Annotated in this window: 17 protein-coding genes and 1 pseudogene; 15 read left to right on the plus strand and 3 right to left on the minus strand. The window is 57.2% G+C overall.

Annotated features, from left to right (window positions below; genetic code table 11):
* Window positions 1-1,457 precede the first annotated feature (1,457 nt).
* From C8K58_RS27270 to C8K58_RS27320, 11 genes and pseudogenes are all read left to right on the plus strand, one after another.
* A complete protein-coding gene (locus C8K58_RS27270; RefSeq protein WP_108574672.1) occupies window positions 1,458-2,207 on the plus strand; it encodes a recombinase family protein in 750 nt (249 codons plus the stop codon).
* 661 nt (window positions 2,208-2,868) lie between these two features.
* A complete protein-coding gene (locus C8K58_RS27275; RefSeq protein WP_108574673.1) occupies window positions 2,869-3,414 on the plus strand; it encodes a hypothetical protein in 546 nt (181 codons plus the stop codon).
* Between the two features lie 80 nt (window positions 3,415-3,494).
* Window positions 3,495-3,962 carry a hypothetical protein gene (locus C8K58_RS27280; protein ID WP_108574674.1) on the plus strand — a complete coding sequence of 156 codons (468 nt, stop codon included), beginning with the start codon at window positions 3,495-3,497 and terminating at the stop codon, window positions 3,960-3,962.
* A 227-nt stretch (window positions 3,963-4,189) separates the two neighbouring features.
* Window positions 4,190-4,402 carry a hypothetical protein gene (locus C8K58_RS27285; protein WP_108574675.1) on the plus strand — a complete coding sequence of 71 codons (213 nt, stop codon included), beginning with the start codon at window positions 4,190-4,192 and terminating at the stop codon, window positions 4,400-4,402.
* A 180-nt stretch (window positions 4,403-4,582) separates the two neighbouring features.
* Window positions 4,583-5,029 carry a hypothetical protein gene (locus C8K58_RS27290; RefSeq protein WP_108574676.1) on the plus strand — a complete coding sequence of 149 codons (447 nt, stop codon included), beginning with the start codon at window positions 4,583-4,585 and terminating at the stop codon, window positions 5,027-5,029.
* 102 nt (window positions 5,030-5,131) lie between these two features.
* A pseudogene (locus C8K58_RS27295) lies at window positions 5,132-5,299 on the plus strand (FKBP-type peptidyl-prolyl cis-trans isomerase); the annotation flags it as partial.
* Window positions 5,300-5,804: 505 nt separating this feature from the next.
* A complete protein-coding gene (mgtA, locus tag C8K58_RS27300; RefSeq protein ID WP_108574677.1) occupies window positions 5,805-8,510 on the plus strand; it encodes a magnesium-translocating P-type ATPase in 2,706 nt (901 codons plus the stop codon).
* A gap of 16 nt (window positions 8,511-8,526) precedes the next feature.
* A complete protein-coding gene (locus tag C8K58_RS27305; RefSeq protein WP_065926226.1) occupies window positions 8,527-9,243 on the plus strand; it encodes an MgtC/SapB family protein in 717 nt (238 codons plus the stop codon).
* Between the two features lie 268 nt (window positions 9,244-9,511).
* A complete protein-coding gene (locus C8K58_RS27310) occupies window positions 9,512-10,141 on the plus strand; it encodes a response regulator transcription factor (protein WP_027603197.1) in 630 nt (209 codons plus the stop codon).
* Between the two features lies 1 nt (window position 10,142).
* Window positions 10,143-13,757 (plus strand): transporter substrate-binding domain-containing protein, encoded by a 3,615-nt coding sequence (locus C8K58_RS27315; RefSeq protein ID WP_108574678.1) that lies wholly within the window; start codon window positions 10,143-10,145, stop codon window positions 13,755-13,757.
* 134 nt (window positions 13,758-13,891) lie between these two features.
* Window positions 13,892-14,314 carry a chemotaxis protein CheY gene (locus C8K58_RS27320; RefSeq protein ID WP_098479920.1) on the plus strand — a complete coding sequence of 141 codons (423 nt, stop codon included), beginning with the start codon at window positions 13,892-13,894 and terminating at the stop codon, window positions 14,312-14,314.
* Here C8K58_RS27320 and dkgB read toward each other — a convergent pair.
* Entirely contained in the window at window positions 14,311-15,129 is an 819-nt protein-coding gene (dkgB, locus tag C8K58_RS27325) for a 2,5-didehydrogluconate reductase DkgB (RefSeq protein ID WP_108574679.1), read from the minus strand. The two genes, C8K58_RS27320 and dkgB, sit on opposite strands and share 4 nt — an antisense overlap.
* Window positions 15,130-15,300: 171 nt before the next feature.
* A complete protein-coding gene (locus tag C8K58_RS27330; RefSeq protein ID WP_108574680.1) occupies window positions 15,301-16,365 on the minus strand; it encodes a 3-deoxy-7-phosphoheptulonate synthase in 1,065 nt (354 codons plus the stop codon).
* A gap of 622 nt (window positions 16,366-16,987) precedes the next feature.
* On the opposite strand from C8K58_RS27330, the gene C8K58_RS27335 reads away from it, so the two are divergent.
* Together C8K58_RS27335 and C8K58_RS27340 are read left to right on the plus strand one after the other, a co-directional pair.
* A complete protein-coding gene (locus tag C8K58_RS27335) occupies window positions 16,988-17,737 on the plus strand; it encodes a carbon-nitrogen hydrolase family protein (protein ID WP_027603202.1) in 750 nt (249 codons plus the stop codon).
* Window positions 17,737-18,168: a GNAT family N-acetyltransferase gene (locus C8K58_RS27340; protein ID WP_027603203.1), complete on the plus strand. Its 432-nt coding sequence runs from the start codon at window positions 17,737-17,739 to the stop codon at window positions 18,166-18,168. Before C8K58_RS27335 ends, C8K58_RS27340 begins: the two co-directional genes overlap by 1 nt.
* A 35-nt stretch (window positions 18,169-18,203) precedes the next feature.
* Here the strand turns inward: C8K58_RS27340 and C8K58_RS27345 are convergent, their stop codons facing one another.
* Complete coding sequence (locus C8K58_RS27345; RefSeq protein ID WP_065947535.1) at window positions 18,204-18,443, minus strand: DNA-binding protein; 240 nt, start codon at window positions 18,441-18,443, stop codon at window positions 18,204-18,206.
* An 81-nt stretch (window positions 18,444-18,524) separates the two neighbouring features.
* Here C8K58_RS27345 and C8K58_RS27350 point away from each other — a divergent pair, with 81 nt between their 5' ends.
* Together C8K58_RS27350 and uvrY are read left to right on the plus strand one after the other, a co-directional pair.
* On the plus strand, window positions 18,525-18,890 hold the full coding sequence (locus C8K58_RS27350; protein WP_027603205.1) for a helix-turn-helix domain-containing protein: 366 nt from the start codon (window positions 18,525-18,527) through the stop codon (window positions 18,888-18,890).
* Between the two features lie 151 nt (window positions 18,891-19,041).
* Complete coding sequence (gene uvrY, locus C8K58_RS27355; RefSeq protein WP_003190387.1) at window positions 19,042-19,683, plus strand: UvrY/SirA/GacA family response regulator transcription factor; 642 nt, start codon at window positions 19,042-19,044, stop codon at window positions 19,681-19,683.
* Window position 19,684 lies beyond the last annotated feature (1 nt).

Here is a 19,684-nt window from a genome sequence, read left to right on the forward strand (position 1 = left end):
AAACATCCTCAGAACGCCTCACACAGCCTCTCACAGATATAAGCCCCTTCCATTTTGGTTGGGGCTTTTCTTCATTATAAGGATACGCCCCAAGGGCATACAATGAACACACAAGAGATTCAAGTTGAGACTTACAGGCATGAGAGTACAAGAAGCTTGCTAGTGAGGCTCGACCTCATGAGACAGGTGCTGTCTGAGTGTACAATACCTTCTAGACGTGCAATGCACATTGAGGCAATCAGTCAGCTAGCAAACGTCCTGTACGAACGCACAGGGACACGCTACTAATGAAATGTCCCACTCACGCGAACCATATCTATTACGTAGGACGTTGGGACACAACCAACACAATCAACAACATCAATACTGTCAATACATACTATCAATGTGATTGATTGGACATGGTTTCACTTGCACGCTAAAATACTTCTAGAGCTTTGTCTTTAAAACGAAGCTTTGAGAGTGATCACCCCATACAGATAACAACAATACACCTAACAAAGAATCAATACTCCTTTCCTCTGGTATCACTCTATGTCGTAAACGACATGGGGTTACACCTTATGAGAGTTACCCTATGACCTTCGGTCTAGGAGTTATGCACCGTAGAGCCCAAAGGGCTTTGTTCTTCTTGTTAGGGGTGATTTGTTATAAGGGTTTGTATACATAAAATCCTAACACAATATCAATCTACTAACGTCTTTCCCTTTCTCCTACGGAGAGGCTGTATCACTCTATGTCGTTTACGACATGATAGAACTCTTCTCTAGAAAACCTCTTCCAGTAATCAACCCTTGTGCATAGAAATCTCTGAGGAAGGATCACTAATGTAAGTAGGAGGCTAATGATTAGCAAGCTATCTATTATCAGAGAGGGATATGATGTGAGAATGGTTAGTGAGTTGTGAGGGGTGATTGTGATGAAAGGGTGATTTGTTGGAAGGGGTGTTCTGTCCCGAAGGTGTACCACTGGTGACAAATCATGTCCTATGGGACATAGGTGGTGTTGTTAAGCAAAACCTTTTCTCTCTGTCAAGCTTTTCTGCACAATAATTTCAATAATGCTCACTTTGTTGGCACGAACACCAACCAAACGCCCTTGTCAAGACAATAATTCACCTCTTGGGGTGAGCCACCCTGAATGGGAACCATTCCTGTTTTAACTGATAGGGTGAAAACCTTCAAATAGGAGTCTCCCCCAAGGATTGTTCGCCCTAGCAAGGTATGTGCCAAAAGGGTGTGCCATCCAACAACCAACAAAAGAAACATCCTCCTACATTGACATGTGCATAAATCCCTGAGTGTCACATTGTGATATTTCACATTTTACATTCTCTAGACGGACGTCTACCCTCAAAATATGTAAAAAACTTTATGTGTTGACAGGTTTTGTTGTTGTGTGTAATGCGTTGTAACTGTACAATGTTACCCATACCAACATCTTAGGGAGTGTCACAAATGAACAAACAAAAGGTAATCGCTTACGTGCGTGTCTCCACTGGCAAACAAGAGGCTTCCGGCCTTGGCATTGAGGCTCAACACGACTATATAAAGAAGGCTTGTGAGTCTAACAACTGGGAAGTGGTGGCTACCTTTCAAGAGGCTGTATCAGGGGCCATGCTCCCTACAGACCGTCCTCAAATGGCACAGGCCATCAACCTAGCCTCAACACTCAACATCCCTATAGTGGCTGCCAAGATTGACCGTTTCAGTCGTGATGTTGAACACATGGCCGCTCTGATGAAAAGGGTGTCCCTAAAGGTTGCCACAATGCCTACAGCCGACAATTTCCAGCTTCACTTGTTTGCAGCTCTGGCAGAACAAGAACGCCAGTTCATCAGCCAGCGTACAAAGGACGCTCTCAAGGCTTTACAGGAACGTGCTGACAATGGCTGTGTTGAGAGTATGGCTAAGGTGAAACGTCGCTCTGATAACGCCTCAGTGGCCCGTAAGGCCAAGGCTGATAAAGCCCTACTGGTGGACAATCCCCAGAAGGTGACAGCCCCAAAGGTGAACACATCCACCAAACACCATATTGACATTGCCCCTCATGTCAAAGCATGCATGTTCGAAGGTGCCAGCACCCTCAAAGCTGTAGCTGATTGCCTTAACTCAAAGGGTAAGCTCACCTCAAGGGGTGGCCTGTGGAGCCCTACAACAGTTGCTAGGCTGATGGGTTCTATTGGTGTGGCATTCACCAAGGGTTGAGGCTAGCGCCTCTCCACACTCACTGTAGGGGCTCTTATGTAATGTGTTATGTTGTATCACTATCAAGGGGATCACCCAGCCACATCAAACCATGTTGAGTGCTACACCACTCAGGCTGTCTCACTGTCTGTGGCTGTGAGCCTCTGTGGGGCGTTCTGAGAGGCTTTGTGATGTAGACGCTACAGTGTACGGAGTACAGAGAGAACACGCTGTGAGAGAGGTTATAGACATGTCTGTGTTGATAGGTTGAGATAATCAGGGGAGGCACACCCATAGGGGTTGTCTATTATTTCTATTTTCCGTGGCTTTTAAAATAGCCCCTTCAAAACTTGTTAAGCACCTCTCGCTCAAAACCTGAGTTCCCACACCCCAAGGGAACAACCCCCAGAGCGACAACAACCCAAAGGGAACACCCCAAAGGGAACAACACCCCCCTCAGTTATATTTCCCCAGCCACAACACAACCCTCTCACAAGTGCCTCATTATTTTTCGGCGGGGATTTGAAATCTCCCCAGAAAAGAGCCCCTTTCCCACGGCGGGCGGGAAGGCTCGCCACACAAACAAGCCCCTAGCAATGTCACATTGTGTTGACGCAGCAAACAACAGCGCTGTATAACAGTGCCCCTCACAATGAAAGGATGCCAACAAGGAAAACCAACAATGAAAGAAAGATTTAAGAAGACAGCTAGAGGCTTGGGCCGTGGGTTCAAGTTTTTGTACAAGAAGTATGGATTTGTGAGGTGTGTGATTGGCCTCACTCTGGCAATCGGTGCATGTAATGTGATTTACCACATGCCGCCCTCTAACACAGGTACGCATGAGAGCGTGGCCCCTTGGAGCTACGACTACCAGAAGGCTAGGGCGAGCTTGCCAGCCTGTGGCCCAGAGGTTGGCCCTTATGACTACCATGGGAAGTGTACATACACAGAGAAGAGCGTACGCCAGACATTGAGGGTTGGTGCTGATCAATGTCCTGTGCTGATTGCTGATGCAATGGGGGTTGACGCTGACAGCTTGAAAGCTGGGAAGATTGACTACTCTCAGGGCGCCCCTAGGTATACGTTCACTCTCAAGGGTGAGGGCTTCACAACTGTGTACACATGTACAGAGAATATGGGTGATGTGATGGCTAAGTGGGATGTGACATACAAGGGTGAGAAGACAACCCACAGCAACTGGCACAACATGAACACAGAGAGCTTCTAAGAGAAGTGTTTTAAGATTGTTGACTTAGGGATATAGCACCCTGTACATTGACCGATACACAACACATAGAGGATTTAAACATGGCTGGTAAAGGCGTTGAGTACACAAGTGATATGCAAGACATTCTGGTAAAGGAGTGGATTGAGAGTGGTGAGGCTGCCACGGCTTGGTGTGCTGCTGACCGTGACAACCGCCCTCACTACAACACCTTCAAGAACTGGCCTGCTGTGGTTGCTCACAGGGCTTCCCAAGGGGCCAGCGGTGTTAAGCCTGTCCGTTCCAGCTCACCCAAGGCTAAGTCTACGCCCAGCTATAAGGCTGTAGAGGCTGTCTCGCCATTCTACGCCATGTTTGAAGAAGAGTATGAAGCCAAGAAGGCTGAGGCTTACGCCAAATGGTTGACTGACAATCAATCCTCCCTCAAGCAACGCATGATTGATAAGGCCACGATTGAGGCTGATGCTGCATTGGCTGCTGAGTTGGCCAAGACAACACAGAACGACGATATTGCACCCTTCGAGTCTAACGGCCATCTGCCAGAAGAATGACACGCTACTGAGGATGTGATTGTGGTATTTAAGGGATTGATGTTGAGCGCTTTCGTTAACGCTGCTGGTGTAGCTGAGCCTGAACAGCCTGTAGCCAAATACTACGACTATACAACCTGCATTCTTTTGTCTAGGTCGCTAACCCTCGGGGCTAGCGAAGGTGCAAGGCTCACCAAGAGCAACACTAGCACCACATATCGGTGTGAAGAGATCAAGGAAGACGAGTGATGTTCGAAGCTTTGTTGGTATCCATCATGATTGGGGCGAACGGCCATCCTGTAGAGAAGACGTGGGCGGCATTCCTCAATCAAAGCGACTGTGACAAGATTGCAGGTAGCTTGACAATCAGTATGAAAGAATCCCTCAGACGGGGAGCCATCCCAAGCATGGTGACTTTCCGTTGTGACCCTGTAGCCACGAACGCCAAGCCTAAGAAATAATCTGTACATGTCACACCCTGAGCCCTCCCTGTGAGGGCTTTTGTTTGTCTGATGGTTGTCATTGTTGGTTGTCACATGAAATTGTTGTGTGTTGTGAGGTGTTGTTGTTGACTCAATGTCACAATGGGTTGTAGCATTCGCTCATTGTCACATCGGGTGGCACATTACAGGAATGTCACAATGAGCAATACACACGTTATGGGCACACGTCGCATGGGTTCTCAGTTGAAGGCTGGCGACATTGTTGTCATTCAACGTTCTGTCAAAGGCTCTGAGCCAACCCTGATCAAGCTCAAGCAATCCCTCTGCTACAATGCTATTGGTTGGAAGGTGTGGGCATTCTCCACAGTGTCTGGTGTGCCCAAGTTCCAAGAGTATGCTGTGTCTGGTGAATTTGACGTTGAGGTGTGTATGCCGTTGGTTGATTCCCACAAGAACAACGACACCGTAAAGCTCCCTTTCGTTTACCGTCCTTACCATGTGTACGTTGAAGAGAGTGAAGGCACCAGCGTTTACAACGTGTACAAGTTTACCCGCCAAGCTCTGGCTAAAGAGGTGGCTGGATGTGCCAAGCGCTTTGGCCTACAGAGCTTCATTGTCCCGGTGTTCAAACCAGAAGGCGTGTAGCCCAAGGAGAGAAGCCCCAGCCCAGCCTAACCCGCTGGGCTTTTCTTTGCCCCAAGGAAAGGGCGTGGGGGGGGGGGGTTACACACACAAGCTAATCCATGAAAAACTTGTGACCAAGGGTTGATGGGCATGCAGGTCGGCGGGGTGCGCAGGTTGTTTGTGCCGGCGCACCTGGCCTATGGCGAACGGTCGATGGGCGCGCATATCAAGCCCAACAGCAATCTGCGCTTTGAGATTGAGTTGCTGGAAGTGCTGACGCGGGACGATTAATTTCGCAAAAACCTGGCCCACCACCTCGTACGCAGCTGCCACCTCACATTCAAGCATCGGCAGCTTCAGGATGGGGGTTCCTGAACCCTCCCTGAAGAATCCTCTTATTCACCATATGGAAACTTTCCTACGGTTTACTCTCCTTAAATCGGGGCGTAAGCTTCGCGCGTTTTCATCAATAGCGGAGACCCTCAGTGGGTACTTGTTCGAGTGACAGTTGTCGGCCGGTCTCGGTAACCGGCACATACTTGGCAAGATAACGCGCATTTTTTTCGATGCCGTTGTCTCGCCACCTAGCGAGAAGCGGCATCCCGACAGTGGTCAGTCCTGGCCCCTGTCCGATCCCTCTCATCGACGCTGACCAGCACCCGGTTAACCTCGGGATGCTACGGACGCGCCTGCCTTTTACGGTGGGCGGGCCGGGCTGACTGTGCCTATGAAGCGGGCGCGGTGGGACAGGCAGTACCTGCACGAAGGTTTTTTCCTCGCGCAGGAGTAACACACCATGAACCTCACTCTGTTGAAAGAGTTCTTCGCCGGCTTCCTGCGGACCCGGCATATCGCCCGGCATTTCCGCCGCCTGGCGATGCTCGAAACCGTCACCGATGCCAGCGTCAGCCGCGAAGTGCCGCCCACCCTGGCGCAAACCCTGGTGGTCGCGGCCAACAGCAGTGCCGTGCAATTGCTCGGTACGTTGGGCAGCCATACCGAGGGCTTGAGCAGCCTGGAAGCCGATGCCCTGCGCGTGCAATACGGCCTCAATGAAGTCGAGCACGAGCAGCCGCTGCCGTGGTGGGTGCACCTGTGGCATTGCTACAAGAACCCGTTCAACCTATTGCTGACCTTGCTGGCGGTGATCTCCTGGCTGACCGAAGACATGAAGGCCGCCACGGTGATTTTTTCCATGGTGGTGCTCTCGACCCTGCTGCGCTTCTGGCAGGAGGCCAAGTCCAACAAGGCCGCCGATGCCTTGAAAGCCATGGTGAGCAACACCGCCACGGTGCTGCGCCGGGAGGATGCCAAGCGCATTGAATTGCCCATCAAGCAGTTGGTGCCAGGCGACCTGATCGTGCTCTCGGCCGGGGACATGATCCCCGCCGACTGCCGCGTGCTCAGCGCCAAGGACCTGTTCGTCAGCCAGGCGGCGATGACCGGTGAATCGATGCCGGTGGAGAAGTTCGCCCAGCAGCACGACACCAACACCCGCAACCCGCTGGACCTGGAGAACATCCTGTTCATGGGCACCAACGTGGTGTCCGGCGCCGCGACGGCGGTGATTCTGACCACTGGCAACAGCACCTATTTCGGTGCGCTGGCCCAACGCGTGACCGCCACCGACCGTGCGACCACCTCGTTCCAGCAGGGCGTCAACAAGGTCAGCTGGCTGTTGATCCGCTTTATGTTCGTGATGGCGCCGCTGGTGTTGTTCATCAACGGTTTCACCAAGGGCGACTGGACCGAAGCGCTGCTGTTCGCACTGTCGATTGCCGTGGGCCTGACCCCGGAAATGCTGCCGATGATCGTCACGTCCACCCTGGCCAAGGGCGCGGTGTTCCTGTCGCGCAAGAAGGTCATCGTCAAGCGCCTGGATGCGATCCAGAACTTTGGCGCGATGGATGTGCTGTGCACCGACAAGACCGGCACCCTGACCCAGGACCGGATTTTCCTGGCGCGTCATGTGGACGTGTGGGGCGAGGAGTCCGACGACGTGCTGGAGATGGCTTACCTCAACAGCTACTACCAGACCGGCCTGAAAAACCTGCTGGACGTGGCGGTGCTCGAGCACGTGGAGGTGCATCGCGAACTGAAGGTCGGCACCGCGTTCCAGAAGGTGGATGAAATCCCGTTCGACTTCAACCGCCGCCGCATGTCGGTGGTGGTGGCCGAACAGGGCCGGCCGCATCTGCTGATCTGCAAAGGTGCGGTGGAAGAGATCCTCTCGGTGTGCAACAGCGTGCGCCATGGCGAGGTCAACGAAGCGCTGACCGACGAGCTGCTGGCGCGCATTCGCCAGGTCACTGCCGCGTTCAACGAAGAAGGCCTGCGGGTGGTGGCCGTGGCTGCGCAACCGATGGCCCCGGGGCGCGACACTTACAGCCTGGCGGATGAAAACAACCTCACGCTGATCGGCTACGTCGCGTTCCTCGACCCGCCCAAGGAAAGCACTGCGCCCGCTCTCAAGGCGCTGAAAGCCCATGGTGTGGCGGTCAAAGTGCTGACCGGCGACAACGAGCTGGTCACCGCCAAGATCTGCCGCGAAGTGGGCCTGGAGCAGCAGGGCCTGTTGATGGGCAACGACATCGAGGACATGACCGACGCCCAGCTGGCCAAGGCCGTGGAAACTACCAATGTGTTCGCCCGCCTGACGCCCAGCCACAAGGAACGCATCGTGCGCCTGCTCAAGGCGAACGGGCATGTGGTGGGCTTTATGGGGGACGGCATCAATGACGCACCGGCGCTGCGGACGGCGGATATCGGGATTTCGGTGGACAGCGCGGTGGATATCGCTAAGGAAGCCGCCGACATCATCCTGCTGGAAAAGAGCCTGATGATCCTGGAGGAGGGCGTGCTGGAGGGCCGGCGCACCTTCGCCAATATGCTCAAGTACATCAAGATGACCGCCAGCTCCAACTTCGGCAACGTGTTCTCGGTGCTGGTGGCCAGCGCGTTTATCCCGTTCCTGCCGATGCTGCCGATGCACCTGCTGGTGCAAAACCTGCTGTATGACATCTCGCAGATCGCGATCCCGTTCGATAACGTCGACGAGGACATGCTCGCCAAACCCCAACGCTGGCAGCCGGGGGACGTGGGGCGGTTCATGCTGTTTTTCGGGCCGATCAGTTCGATTTTCGACATCACCACGTTCGCACTCATGTGGTACGTCTTCGATGCCAATACGCCTGACCACCAGACGCTGTTCCAGTCCGGCTGGTTCGTGGTGGGGCTGCTGACCCAGACGCTGATCGTGCACATGATCCGCACCCCGAAAATCCCGTTCCTGCAAAGCCGCGCGGCGATGCCGTTGATGGTGATGACCGGCGTGATCATGGCCGTGGGGATCTTCCTGCCGATGGGGCCGCTGGCGCATTACTTCAAATTGCAGGCGCTGCCGTCGCTGTACTTTGTGTTCCTGCCGGTGATCCTGCTGGCGTACATGGCGCTGACCCAGGCGGTGAAGGGCTACTACATCCGTAAGTTTGGCTGGCAGTGAACAGGGACGGTTTCCCATGCAAGCAATCGACAATATCAACCTCAACTCTTTGGTCGATACCCTGGTCAGCCTCACCGCCGCGTTTATCCTCGGTGGCCTGATCGGCTTCGAGCGCCAGTACCGCCAACGCACGGCGGGCCTGCGCACCAACGTACTGGTGGCGGTGGGGGCGGCGATTTTCGTTGACATGGCCAACCGCCTCGGCGGTGCGGAAGGCGCCGTGCGGGTGGTGGCGTATGTGGTGTCGGGCATCGGCTTTCTGGGGGCCGGTGTGATCATGCGCGAAGAAGGCAATGTGCGCGGTCTCAACACCGCCGCCACGCTCTGGGCGTCGGCGGCGGTGGGGGCGTGCGCCGGTGCCGACCTGGTCCTCGAGGCGTTGTTGGGCACGCTGTTTGTGCTGGCGGCCAATACGCTGCTGCGGCCCATCGTCAATAACATCAACCGCCAACCGCTGGATGTGGTGTCGGCGGAGGTCACCAACATCCTCTATGTGATTGCCCGGCGCACCCAGCAAACCGCGGTATTGGCGTTGCTGGAAGCCGAACTGGCGCGCTGTAACTACCCGGCCAGCGATGTCGATGTGCGGCCGTTCGGCACTGAGGAAGTTGAAATCGAAGCCACCCTGGCGGTGACCTCGGTAGACGGTGACGAGTTGGACGCCCTGGTGGCGCGAATTTCCAGGTCGACCCTGGTGGTTCAGGCCTTCTGGAGCCCCAGCACCACCGAGTAGCTTTGGAGAGTTCCGAGGAAAAGTCCTACATTTAGTCGAGATTATCCCTTCATTGGCAAAAACACGCGGTTGCTAAGGTTGCGCGCTTGCGCCTGTTCAGGAATCAAGGCGTGGCTTCACATGTTTACTGTGTTTTTCAAAAGGAGGGGCCTGTACTGCCTGAGGTGTTTGACTGAGTAATCAGTGCCGCTTGTCGGAACTGTTACTTTTCACAGGTAGTGGGGTCTCGAGTGATATGTAAGCGTACTGATCTTCCCAGGGGAGTCTTATGAGCAACAAAGCTTTAATCGTGGATGATCACCCTTTTATACGCGCTACCGTGAAGTATCTATTGAGACAGGAAGGTTTCGATACTATCTACGAAGCGGGTAATGGCGCTGATGCCATGCAGATTGCTCGCGAAGAACGTCCGGACCTGGTCATTCTCGACCTGGCGATGCCCAAGCTCGGTGGGTTGGAGGTGATCAGCCGGATCAAGGCGCTGGAGTTGCCCTGCCGGATCCTGGTGCTGACCTCGTATCTGGCGGTGTTTTTTTCCACTCGCTGCATGCGCGCCGGGGCGATGGGTTTTGTTGCCAAGACCGGTGAACTGGATGAGCTGCAAAAGGCGATCAGGGCGATCAGGTCCGGCTACAGTTGCTTCCCCAGCCTGCCCACCAGTTCGGTGCGTCGCGACGACCTGCAATCGACCGAGCAGGAGTTGGTGGAGGCGTTATCCGATCGCGAATTGACCGTGCTGCAGAAGCTGGCCCTGGGCCTGGGCAACAAGGATATTGCCGAGGACATGCTGTTGAGCCACAAGACTATCAGTACCTACAAGACGCGGCTCAAGGAGAAGTTGCGTATGTCGTCGGTGGTGCATCTGTCCAAGTTCGCCCAGCGCAATCATCTGATCTGAAATGCTCACCTCCCGGCGGGTGAAACGCGCGGCCATCCTGCTGATGGGGCTGTTGCCCTGGGCGGTGATGGCCTTGGAGGAATCCCACGATCTGAAACTGCTGGGTCACTCCACTCTTGAAAATCCCTCGGTGGTGTTGGACGAAGCCGACTGGCGCTGGCTACGCGAGCGCCGCACGCTCCTGATGGGGGTGTCGGCCCCCGACTACGCGCCCTTTGACTTGAGCAACAATGACGAGCTCGAGGGCATCACGGCCGATTTTGCGGCACTGGTTGCCGAGGCGCTGAATATCACCATCGACGTGAAGCGCTACGACACCCGTGATGAGGTGATCGAAGCCCTGAAGACCGGCGCCGTGGATTTTGTGGGATCGGCCAATGGGTTCGAGGCGGCCGACCCGGAGCTGGTGCTGTCCCGATCCTACGCCAATGACCAACCCGCGCTGGTGACACGCGCGGGGGAGAATCAGGTGCTGAAGGCTGACCTTGCCGGCAAGCGCCTGGCGATGCTCTACCACTACATGCAGCCCGAGGCCGTCCAGGCCTTTTACCCCGATGCGCAATTGCTCTTGTTTGCCTCGACCTTCGAAGCCATTGGTGCCGTTGCGTTCGGCCAGGCGGATGTGTACCTGGGTGACGCCATCAGCACCCGCTACCTGATCAACAAGAACCACCTTAATAACGTGCGCATGGCGGACTTCTCCGCATTGGAGGTCAACCCGTTCGGGTTCGCATTCGCCAAGGACAATACCCGCCTGTTGGGCATCATCAATAGCGCACTGGCCGCCGTTCCGGCCAACCAGCAGATGGAAATCCTGCGCCGTTGGAGTGCTGGCGGCAGCGGGTTCCTGGAGGCGGAGCAACTGCGCTTGAGCGCAAGTGAACAGCGCTGGCTGGAGAAGCACCCGCGGGTGAAAGTGGCGGTGCTCGATAAATTCGTGCCGTTGTCTTTTTTCAACGAACAAGAGCAATTCGAGGGATTGAGCTCCGAGGTTCTCTCGCGTATCAGTCTGCGTACAGGCTTGCGGTTTGATGTGGAACGGGGCAGTTCGCTGCCGCGGCAAATTGAACAGGCCAGTGCCGGTCGCGTGGACATGCTGGCGGTCGTCACGCCCAGTGTCGAGCGGTCCGAAAAGATCCGCTTTACTCGCCCTTATCTGTCCAGTCCCTATGTATTGGTGGTGCGCACCCACGACGAGCATCTGGTGACCCTGGAAGATATGCCTGGCAAACGCATGGCGCTTATTCGCGGCAACAGCCTGGCCGGGCAAATCAGCCGGGACTACCCAGGCATCGAGTTTGTCGACGTGGAGAACCCGGAGCAGGCCATGGAATTGGTGGTCAACGGCAGTGTCGATGCGACTGCGGTTTCACTGATGAGCGCGCGCTACATGATCGCCCGCAATTACCGCAAGCGGCTGCGCATCACCAGCACTGTCGGGAGTGAGCCTGCACGCATTGCCTTTGGGGTCAACCGCAGCCAACTGGAGCTGTACTCGATCCTCGACAAGGCGTTATTGAGCATTACTCCAGAAGAAATGGACGAGCTGACCAACCATTGGCGCAGCGAGATCATCATCGAAGACAACTACTGGATACGTCACCGCAACATCATCCTCCAGGGGTTTGGCTTGGCCGCGCTGCTGCTGCTGGTCACCCTGGGATGGGTGTTCTACCTGCGCAGCCTGATTCGCAAGCGCACCCAGGCCGAGCGTGCGTTGAGCGACCAGATGCGGTTCATGAGTGTGTTGATCGACGGCACGCCGCACCCGATCTATGTGCGCGATCGCCTGGGGCGCCTGATGGCCTGCAACAATGCCTACCTGGATGTGTTCGGCTTCAAGTTGGAAGACGTCATCGGTAAGACCGTGGTGGAAACCGACACGGGGAACCCGCCCCAGGCCCAGTCGTTCCACGCCGACTATTTGCGTTTGATGGCGTTGGGCGAGCCGCAGGTTCATGACCGCGTGCTCAAGGTGCCCGGCGGCGAGGTGTTGACCATCTACCAATGGATGCTCCCGTACCGTGACAGCAATGGCAGCGTGGTGGGCATGATCGCCGGCTGGGTGGATGTCAGCGAGCGCCAGCGCTTGCTGGGGCAGTTGCAGGAAGCCAAGGAGGAGGCCGACGCCGCAAACCGTGCCAAGACCACCTTCCTGGCGACCATGAGCCATGAGATCCGTACCCCCATGAATGCCGTGATCGGCATGATCGAGCTGGCCCTGAAAAACGCCGAGCAGGGCGTGGCTGACCGCGATGCGCTGGAGGTTGCGTCGGTGGCGTCCCGGAGCATGCTGGAGTTGATCGGCGATATTCTCGACATTGCGCGAATCGAATCCGGCCACCTGTCCCTGAGCCTGGAACCGGCCAATCTGCACGAACTGCTGGCCTCAGTGGCGCGGGTGTTCGAGGGGCTGGCGCGGGACAAGGGCCTGGTGCTGCAGGTGGAACTCGACCCCTTGATCGACCGGCCGGTGCTGGTTGACCCGCTGCGCTTCAAGCAGGTGGTGTCCAATGTGTTGGGTAACGCGATCAAGTTCACCGCCTCCGGCCATGTGCGCCTGGGCGCCCAGGGTGCACCGGTATTGACCGACGACCAGTTGCACCTGCGGTTGTGGGTGGAGGACACGGGTATTGGCATCAGTGCCGAAGATCAGCAGCGTTTGTTCAACCCCTTTATCCAGGGCAGCAATAACGAACAGCCGGCGCGAAGCGGATCGGGCCTGGGGTTGGTGATCAGTCGCAACCTGTGCGAGATGATGGGCGGTCAATTGCACTTGAGCAGTGTGCTGGGCAAGGGTACGCGGGTGGATGTGACGTTGACGCTGGCGCTGACCACGGCCATGCCTGCCAATGTACCGGTCCGCCACGTTCCGCCAGCGCGCGGGTTGAATATCCTGGTGGTGGATGACTACCCGGCCAACCGCTTGTTGCTGGCTCGACAGCTGAGTTTCCTGGGGCATCGCATCACCTTGGCCGAGGACGGCGCCCAAGGATTGTCACTGTGGCAGGCCGGGCATTTTGACGGCGTGATCACCGATTGCAATATGCCCTTCAAGGACGGTTACGCATTGGCGCGTGATATTCGCGCACAGGAACGCCAGCGTGGGCTGGCGCCGTGCCTGGTCCTCGGGTTCACCGCCAATGCCTTGCCGCAGGAAGCCGAACGCTGCCGGCAAGCAGGCATGGACGGTTGCCTGTTCAAGCCGACCGGGCTTGAGGACTTGCGCCTGGCCTTGGCGTCACGCACCGCCGACGTTTCAACGACTGAGGCTGGGCTTACGTTTGACTTAAGCTCGCTGATCACGCTGACGGAGGGTGATAACGATGCTCTCGACGAGCTGCTGACGCCGTTGCTCGGCAGCCTCAACGAGGACTGTGCGCTGTTGCAGCCGCTGAAATCCCAGGCTGATTTCGCCAGGCTCCATGACCTGGCTCATCGGGTCAAAGGGGGCGCGCGTATGGTCAGGGCAAAGGCGTTGATCAACTGTTGCGAGATCCTGGAAAGCGTCTGTGAACGACGTGACAGCGGGGAACTGGGCGCTGCGGTAGCGGCGCTGGAAGAGGCCATCGAAGAGTTGCATCACAGCCTGGGCCGTTACCGCAATCAGGCTTGACCGCAGAATGTGGTCATTCGGTTGATTTGGGAGAACTCCTACAAGAAGGGGGAACATGCCTGATTTTGTCTTCGGGATATGTCTGGAAAATGGGCCTCGCTCACTGACGAGCGCTGCCTGCCCAGGGGTTTGCCATGCCGAACAAAGCACTGACCATCCTGATTGCCGATGAACAACACCTGCAACGGTTGTATATCGAAAAAATGCTCAATCAGTTGGGGTACCACCGGATCGTGCCGGTACAAACCTTCGAGGAAGTCCAGATACTCACGGCCATCCCGGCCGAACCCTTCGACGTGCTGATCATCAATGCGGGGCTGACGGCCCAGGCCCGTGGGCCCCAGCCCCAGGTGCGCCATGTATTGGTCTACGATCACCTGGATGTGGGCGCACATCCCGGCGTAACGCCGGCGGTGCTGGTGCGGCTGCCCGGCGTGCCGGACAACGTCAATCTCGAACACTTCATGGACATCATCGATCCCCCCGAGGCCACTGCCGGCCTGCGGGTGTTGCCATGGCTGCGCGAGTTATCCCGCACACCGGTGGCGGGGGTTTAATCCCACTTCGGCGCGATGCCCTTGGGGCTGGTCAAGCGCTGGCCCCGTTCCAGCCCGGCAATGTGCGCCATGTCAGCTGCGCTCAAGGTCAGTTGCAGGGCCTTGAGGTTGCTTTGCAGGTTGGCACGCTTGGTTGAGGACGGGATGACCGCATAGCCCAATTGCATGGCCCAGGCCAGGGTCACTTGCGCCGGGGTGGCCTGATGGCGCTCGGCGATCTGCTGGATCACCGGGTCCTTGAGCACTTCACCGTAGGCCAGGGTCATGTACGAGGTGATCTGGATACCGTTGGCGGTTGCGAAATCCACAACCTGCCGGTTTTGCAGATAAGGGTGCAATTCGATCTGGTGGGTGGCGATGTGCTCGGCACCCACGGCTGCGATGGCCTGCTTCATCAGGGCGATGGTGAAGTTGGAAACACCGATCTGGCGTGTCAGGCCCAGGCGTTTGGCTTCCAGCAACTGCCCCATGAATTCGGTGACGGGCACCTGGTCTTCCGGCGATGGCCAGTGGATCAGGGTCAGGTCCAGGTAATCGGTCTGGAGCTTGCGCAGGCTTTCCTTGAGGCTTGGGATCAGCCGGCCTTCAGCAAGGTTGGCGATCCAGATCTTGCTGGTGACAAACAGCTCGTCCCGCGGGATGCCGCTGGCGGCGATGGCCCGGCCAACGTCTGCTTCATTCTCGTAGATCTGCGCGGTGTCGATGACACGGTAGCCCAGTTCCAGGCCGGTGCTGACGGAATCGATCACCACCTGGCCTTGCAGGCGAAAGGTGCCGAGGCCGAAGGCAGGGAATTTTGGCGTGAGGGTAGACATCGGTAACTCCAATAGGGCCGTAGGCAATGGCGTTGAGTATCCCCTCGTCGTTGCTTCGGAAACACCGTCGACGCCGAAAAGGACTCTTGCCTGCACGTCACGAATGGCCTGTGTGCCGCAGGTTCTCATGAGGCGCTGTACCTGCGGCAGCAGCGCCTCGATCCATCAGCCTTAAGCGCGCAGGCGCTCGGCAGCCGCACGCAGCAACTGCTCGGTGGCGGTCCAGCCCAGGCAGCCATCGGTCACCGACACCCCGTATTTCATCGACGGGCTCAATGGCTGGCAGCCTTCGAACAAATGGCTTTCGAGCATCATGCCGATCAGCGAGGTATCACCCTGCAAGCGCTGCTCCAGCACATCGTTGAACACGGCCGGTTGGCGCAACGGGTCCTTGTTGCTGTTGGCATGGCTGCAGTCGACCATGATCCGCGGGGTGACCTTGGACTTGGCCAGGTCGTGTCTTACCCGCGCCACGCTCTGCACATCGTAGTTCGGCCCGTGATGCCCGCCGCGCAGCACCAGGTGGGTGTCGGGGTTGCCCGGGGTCTGGATGATCGCCGGATGGCCTTGGCTATCGACGCCGAAGTGGCGGTGCGGGTGAGACGCCGAGCGCATGGCGTCACAGGCAATCGCGACGCCGCCATCGGTGCCGTTCTTGAAGCCCACGGGCATGCCCAGGCCGCTGGCCATCTCGCGGTGGATCTGCGACTCGGTGGTACGCGCGCCAATCGCCACCCAACTGAGCAGGTCATCGAAGTAGCCGGCGGCCATGGGTTGCAGCAACTCGGTGGCGACCGGCAGGCCCAGGCGCAGCATTTCGCGCATCAGCTCGCGGGACAGGGTCAGGCCGGCGGCCATGTCATCGCTGCCATCCAGGCGAGGGTCGTAGGCCAGGCCTTTCCAGCCGATCGTCGTGCGGGGTTTTTCGACATAGGCGCGGATCACCAGCAGCATCTGGTCGCCGACGTCGAGGGCCAGCTTCTTCAGGTTACGGGCGTATTCCATGGCCGATTCCGGGTCATGGATCGAGCACGGACCGACAATGACCAGCAAGCGTGAATCTTCGCCATTGAGGATGGCGCGCACGGCTTGGCGGTGGGCGTGGATCTGTTCGTTGAGGAACGGGCTGAGGGGCAACTGGTGCTTGAGCTCAAGCGAGCTGGGCAGGCGCTGGGTCAGGGCTTCATTGGCACTGTTCAAGGTAGAGAGGGGCAGAGCGGCGACGGAGGAGTTCATATTCAAGGTTTCCTGGGCAAGCGGCGGGCTATTCCCGCGCGCTCGGCCTACTGGGGTGTTCGACAATTCGCCGTATCGGCGACGTGTGTTGGTTTGCCACCGATAGGTGACCGATCGGAGGCGGCAGGCTGTCCCGAGCGGAGCTGGCTAAATCGCCATGCAGTGCACATGTCGTAGCGGTAATAGGTGGCGTAGTTCATGTCGTGATTCCTCTAAGTGTTCTTGATCAAGTTGAAAAGTTTATGGAGACCTGAAAAACAAAACCCCCGGTCGGGGAGCCGACCGGGGGTTAGATTTCTCTGGTAGGCGACCCCTTGGTAAGTGGGCGCCGATTTCAGGTATCAGGCGCGCCAGTGGCTAAACCAATACCCAAAATAAAAGCTGACCAGTGCGCTCGAACCGTTCACACGGGTAGCCGACACCGAGCGCTGGGCGCTGGCAGCAGGGCAAACCTGAGTGTGGGTGAGTTGCAACATGGTGTGTCTCCAAATGTATGGGGGAGCTTACTCGAGGCACGCAGGCAGATTCAATCAGTAATTTCTATTGCGGTGGGGGACTTACGGCTATGGGGGGAGTGCCGATATGCTGTTTGCACTTTGATACTGATTGCTTGGACGCGACCATGACTGCCTTCACCCTTGCTGCTGCTCAATCCATTTCCATCGCGGGCGATGTCCCAGCCAATATTGAACGGCACCTCGTATTTATGCGCACGGCGGCGGAACAGGGTGTGCAATTACTGGTGTTCCCCGAGTTGTCGTTGACAGGGTATGAGCCGTCGCTGGCCGCTGAATTGGCGATTGCGCCGTGGGACAAGGTGCTGGCACCCCTGCGCGAGATGGCACGTGAGCTGCGATTGACGGCGGTGGTGGGAATGCCGATCCGACTGACGCCAGAGGCGGGCGTGCTGATCGGTGCGTTGGTGCTGGGAGCGGATGGCTCCCTGGCGGTCTACACCAAGCAGCATCTGCATGCCGGCGAAGAGGCTGTGTTTGTCCCAGGGCAGGGCGGTGCGGTCCTTGAGCGTGGGGATGAACGGATTGCGCTGGCGGTGTGCGCAGATTTTTCCCAGGCCAGCCATCCCCGTGCCGCGGCGCGAGCGGGCGCCACGGTGTATGCCGCCGGGGTGTTGATCAGTGAAGGCGGCTACGCCACGGACAGTGCGCTGCTCCAAGCCTATGCCGCTGAACATGGCCTGCTGGTGTTGATGGCCAATCATGGCGGCCCGTCGGGTGGCTGGGCCTGCGCCGGTCGCAGTGCGATCTGGGCCGCCAATGGCCGTTTGCTTGCTGCTGTACCTGGCGTGGGGGATGCGTTGCTGATTGCCCGTCGCGATGGCGGGGGTTGGGTCAGCCACGTGATGGCTGTCTAATGGCTTTTCACCTGCGCGCTGCAACGGACCAGGACCTGCCCTTTGCGCGGAAGTTGACCCACGAGGCCATGGCCCGCTACTACGTGCAGTACGGGTTGTGGTGGTCCAACGACGGCTTTGATACGGCCTGGGCCGATCGGGAAAACTGGCTGATTTGCCGGGACGACAGTGTCTTGGGCTTTATCAGCCTGAGCCGCGACAGCCGGGCCCTCTATATTCGCGAGTTGCATCTGCTCGAGGCGTATCGCGGGTTGGGTGCGGGTGGCTGGGTGTTGGAGCAGATGGCGCTCAGGGCGCAAACGTTGGGACTGTTGCGTTTGACCGTATTCAAGACCAACCCGGCCAGGAGGCTCTATCAGCGCATGGGGCTCAGCATCGTAGGTGAAGAAGACTGCTTCTGGCGTATGGAGCGTGTTTGTCGCTCAAGCTAAAACGTGCACCCACTCCTTATAAGCGCATACTGGCCTCAGGCGCCGACTTCCTGATCGTTGTTCAGGTCTCCCGTCTCAGCAAGGATGATCCCTTCTTTCATGCCCAAAAGGACCGCTACCTTATGGGCTTCCCCACGCCGTCCCTTTTTGCGCCCAGCGAGCACTTGATAGGTGGTTGCCGGATCTACGCCGTGTTCACGGGCGAACGCTTGAACTGACTTTCCTTGATGTTCCAGCCAGGCCTTGGCTTGTGCAGCGGTACGGATTCCGGGCATAGTTCAAAACCGTTCAAGTTTGTTTAATAAGAGATGAATGTGTCACCTCTTGGGGTGTGCCAAATAGGATCATACATCCAAATGAGTGGAATCGGTTCGCGTTTACGGCAAGAAAGGGAGCGACTTGGCCTGTCGCAAAAAGTGTTTGGTGAAATCGGAGGCGTTGAAGCCAACGCACAAGGTAAATATGAAAGTGGAGGGCGTGCGCCTAAAGCGGATTACCTGTCTCGTGTCGCCGAAAGAGGCGTGGATGTACTTTACGTGTTGACCGGCGCAGCCACGCCGATTCAATTGGAGAATCTGAGCCAGATTGAAGAAAAAGTCCTCGGGGATTATCGCGCAATGTTCAAGGAAGACCAGGCTGCGATCCGTCGCCTGACCTCGACGTTGGCCGAGCACTCGATTGCGATGAATGGAAAACCCAAGCCACAGCCCCAGGATTCCTGACCCTTCGCCCAGCAAATTGAGCCATCTGCCGCCCGGCGGATGGCTGTCGCTCAATCAATCTCTCTCTATATGACGCGTGCTATTAGGTCTGTGCCTTGGTTTTTTGCTAAGGTGTTCAGCAACCTATAAGACCATTTCGCGAGGTGTCTGCTTGATTAGGGTGCTAGTAGTCGATGACCATGATCTCGTTCGTACAGGCATTACACGAATGCTGGCTGACATCGATGGCCTGCAAGTAGTCGGTCAGGCCGAGTCAGGCGAGGAATCCCTGATCAAGGCCCGGGAGTTGAAACCCGATGTGGTGTTGATGGACGTCAAGATGCCTGGTATCGGCGGTCTTGGCGCGACGACCAAATTGCTGCGCAGCCATCCGGACATCAAGGTCGTGGTGGTGACTGTGTGCGAGGAAGACCCGTTTCCGACACGCCTGCTGCAGGCTGGCGCTGCCGGTTACCTCACCAAAGGTGCGGGCCTGGCGGAAATGGTCCAGGCCATTCGGCTGGTGTTTGCCGGCCAGCGCTATATCAGCCCGCAGATCGCCCAGCAATTGGCTATCAAGTCCTTCCAGCCCACCAGCGACTCGCCGTTTGATGCGCTGTCGGAGCGGGAAATCCAGATTGCCCTGATGATCGTCGGTTGCCAGAAGGTACAGACGATCTCCGACAAGCTGTGCCTGTCGCCCAAGACCGTCAACACCTACCGCTATCGCATCTTCGAGAAGCTCGCCATCAGCAGTGATGTTGAATTGACCCTGCTCGCGGTGCGCCACGGCATGGTGGACGCCAGCGCCTGAC

This window comes from Pseudomonas sp. GV047, from assembly GCF_003058245.1.
Classification (GTDB): Bacteria; Pseudomonadota; Gammaproteobacteria; order Pseudomonadales; family Pseudomonadaceae; genus Aquipseudomonas; species Aquipseudomonas marginalis.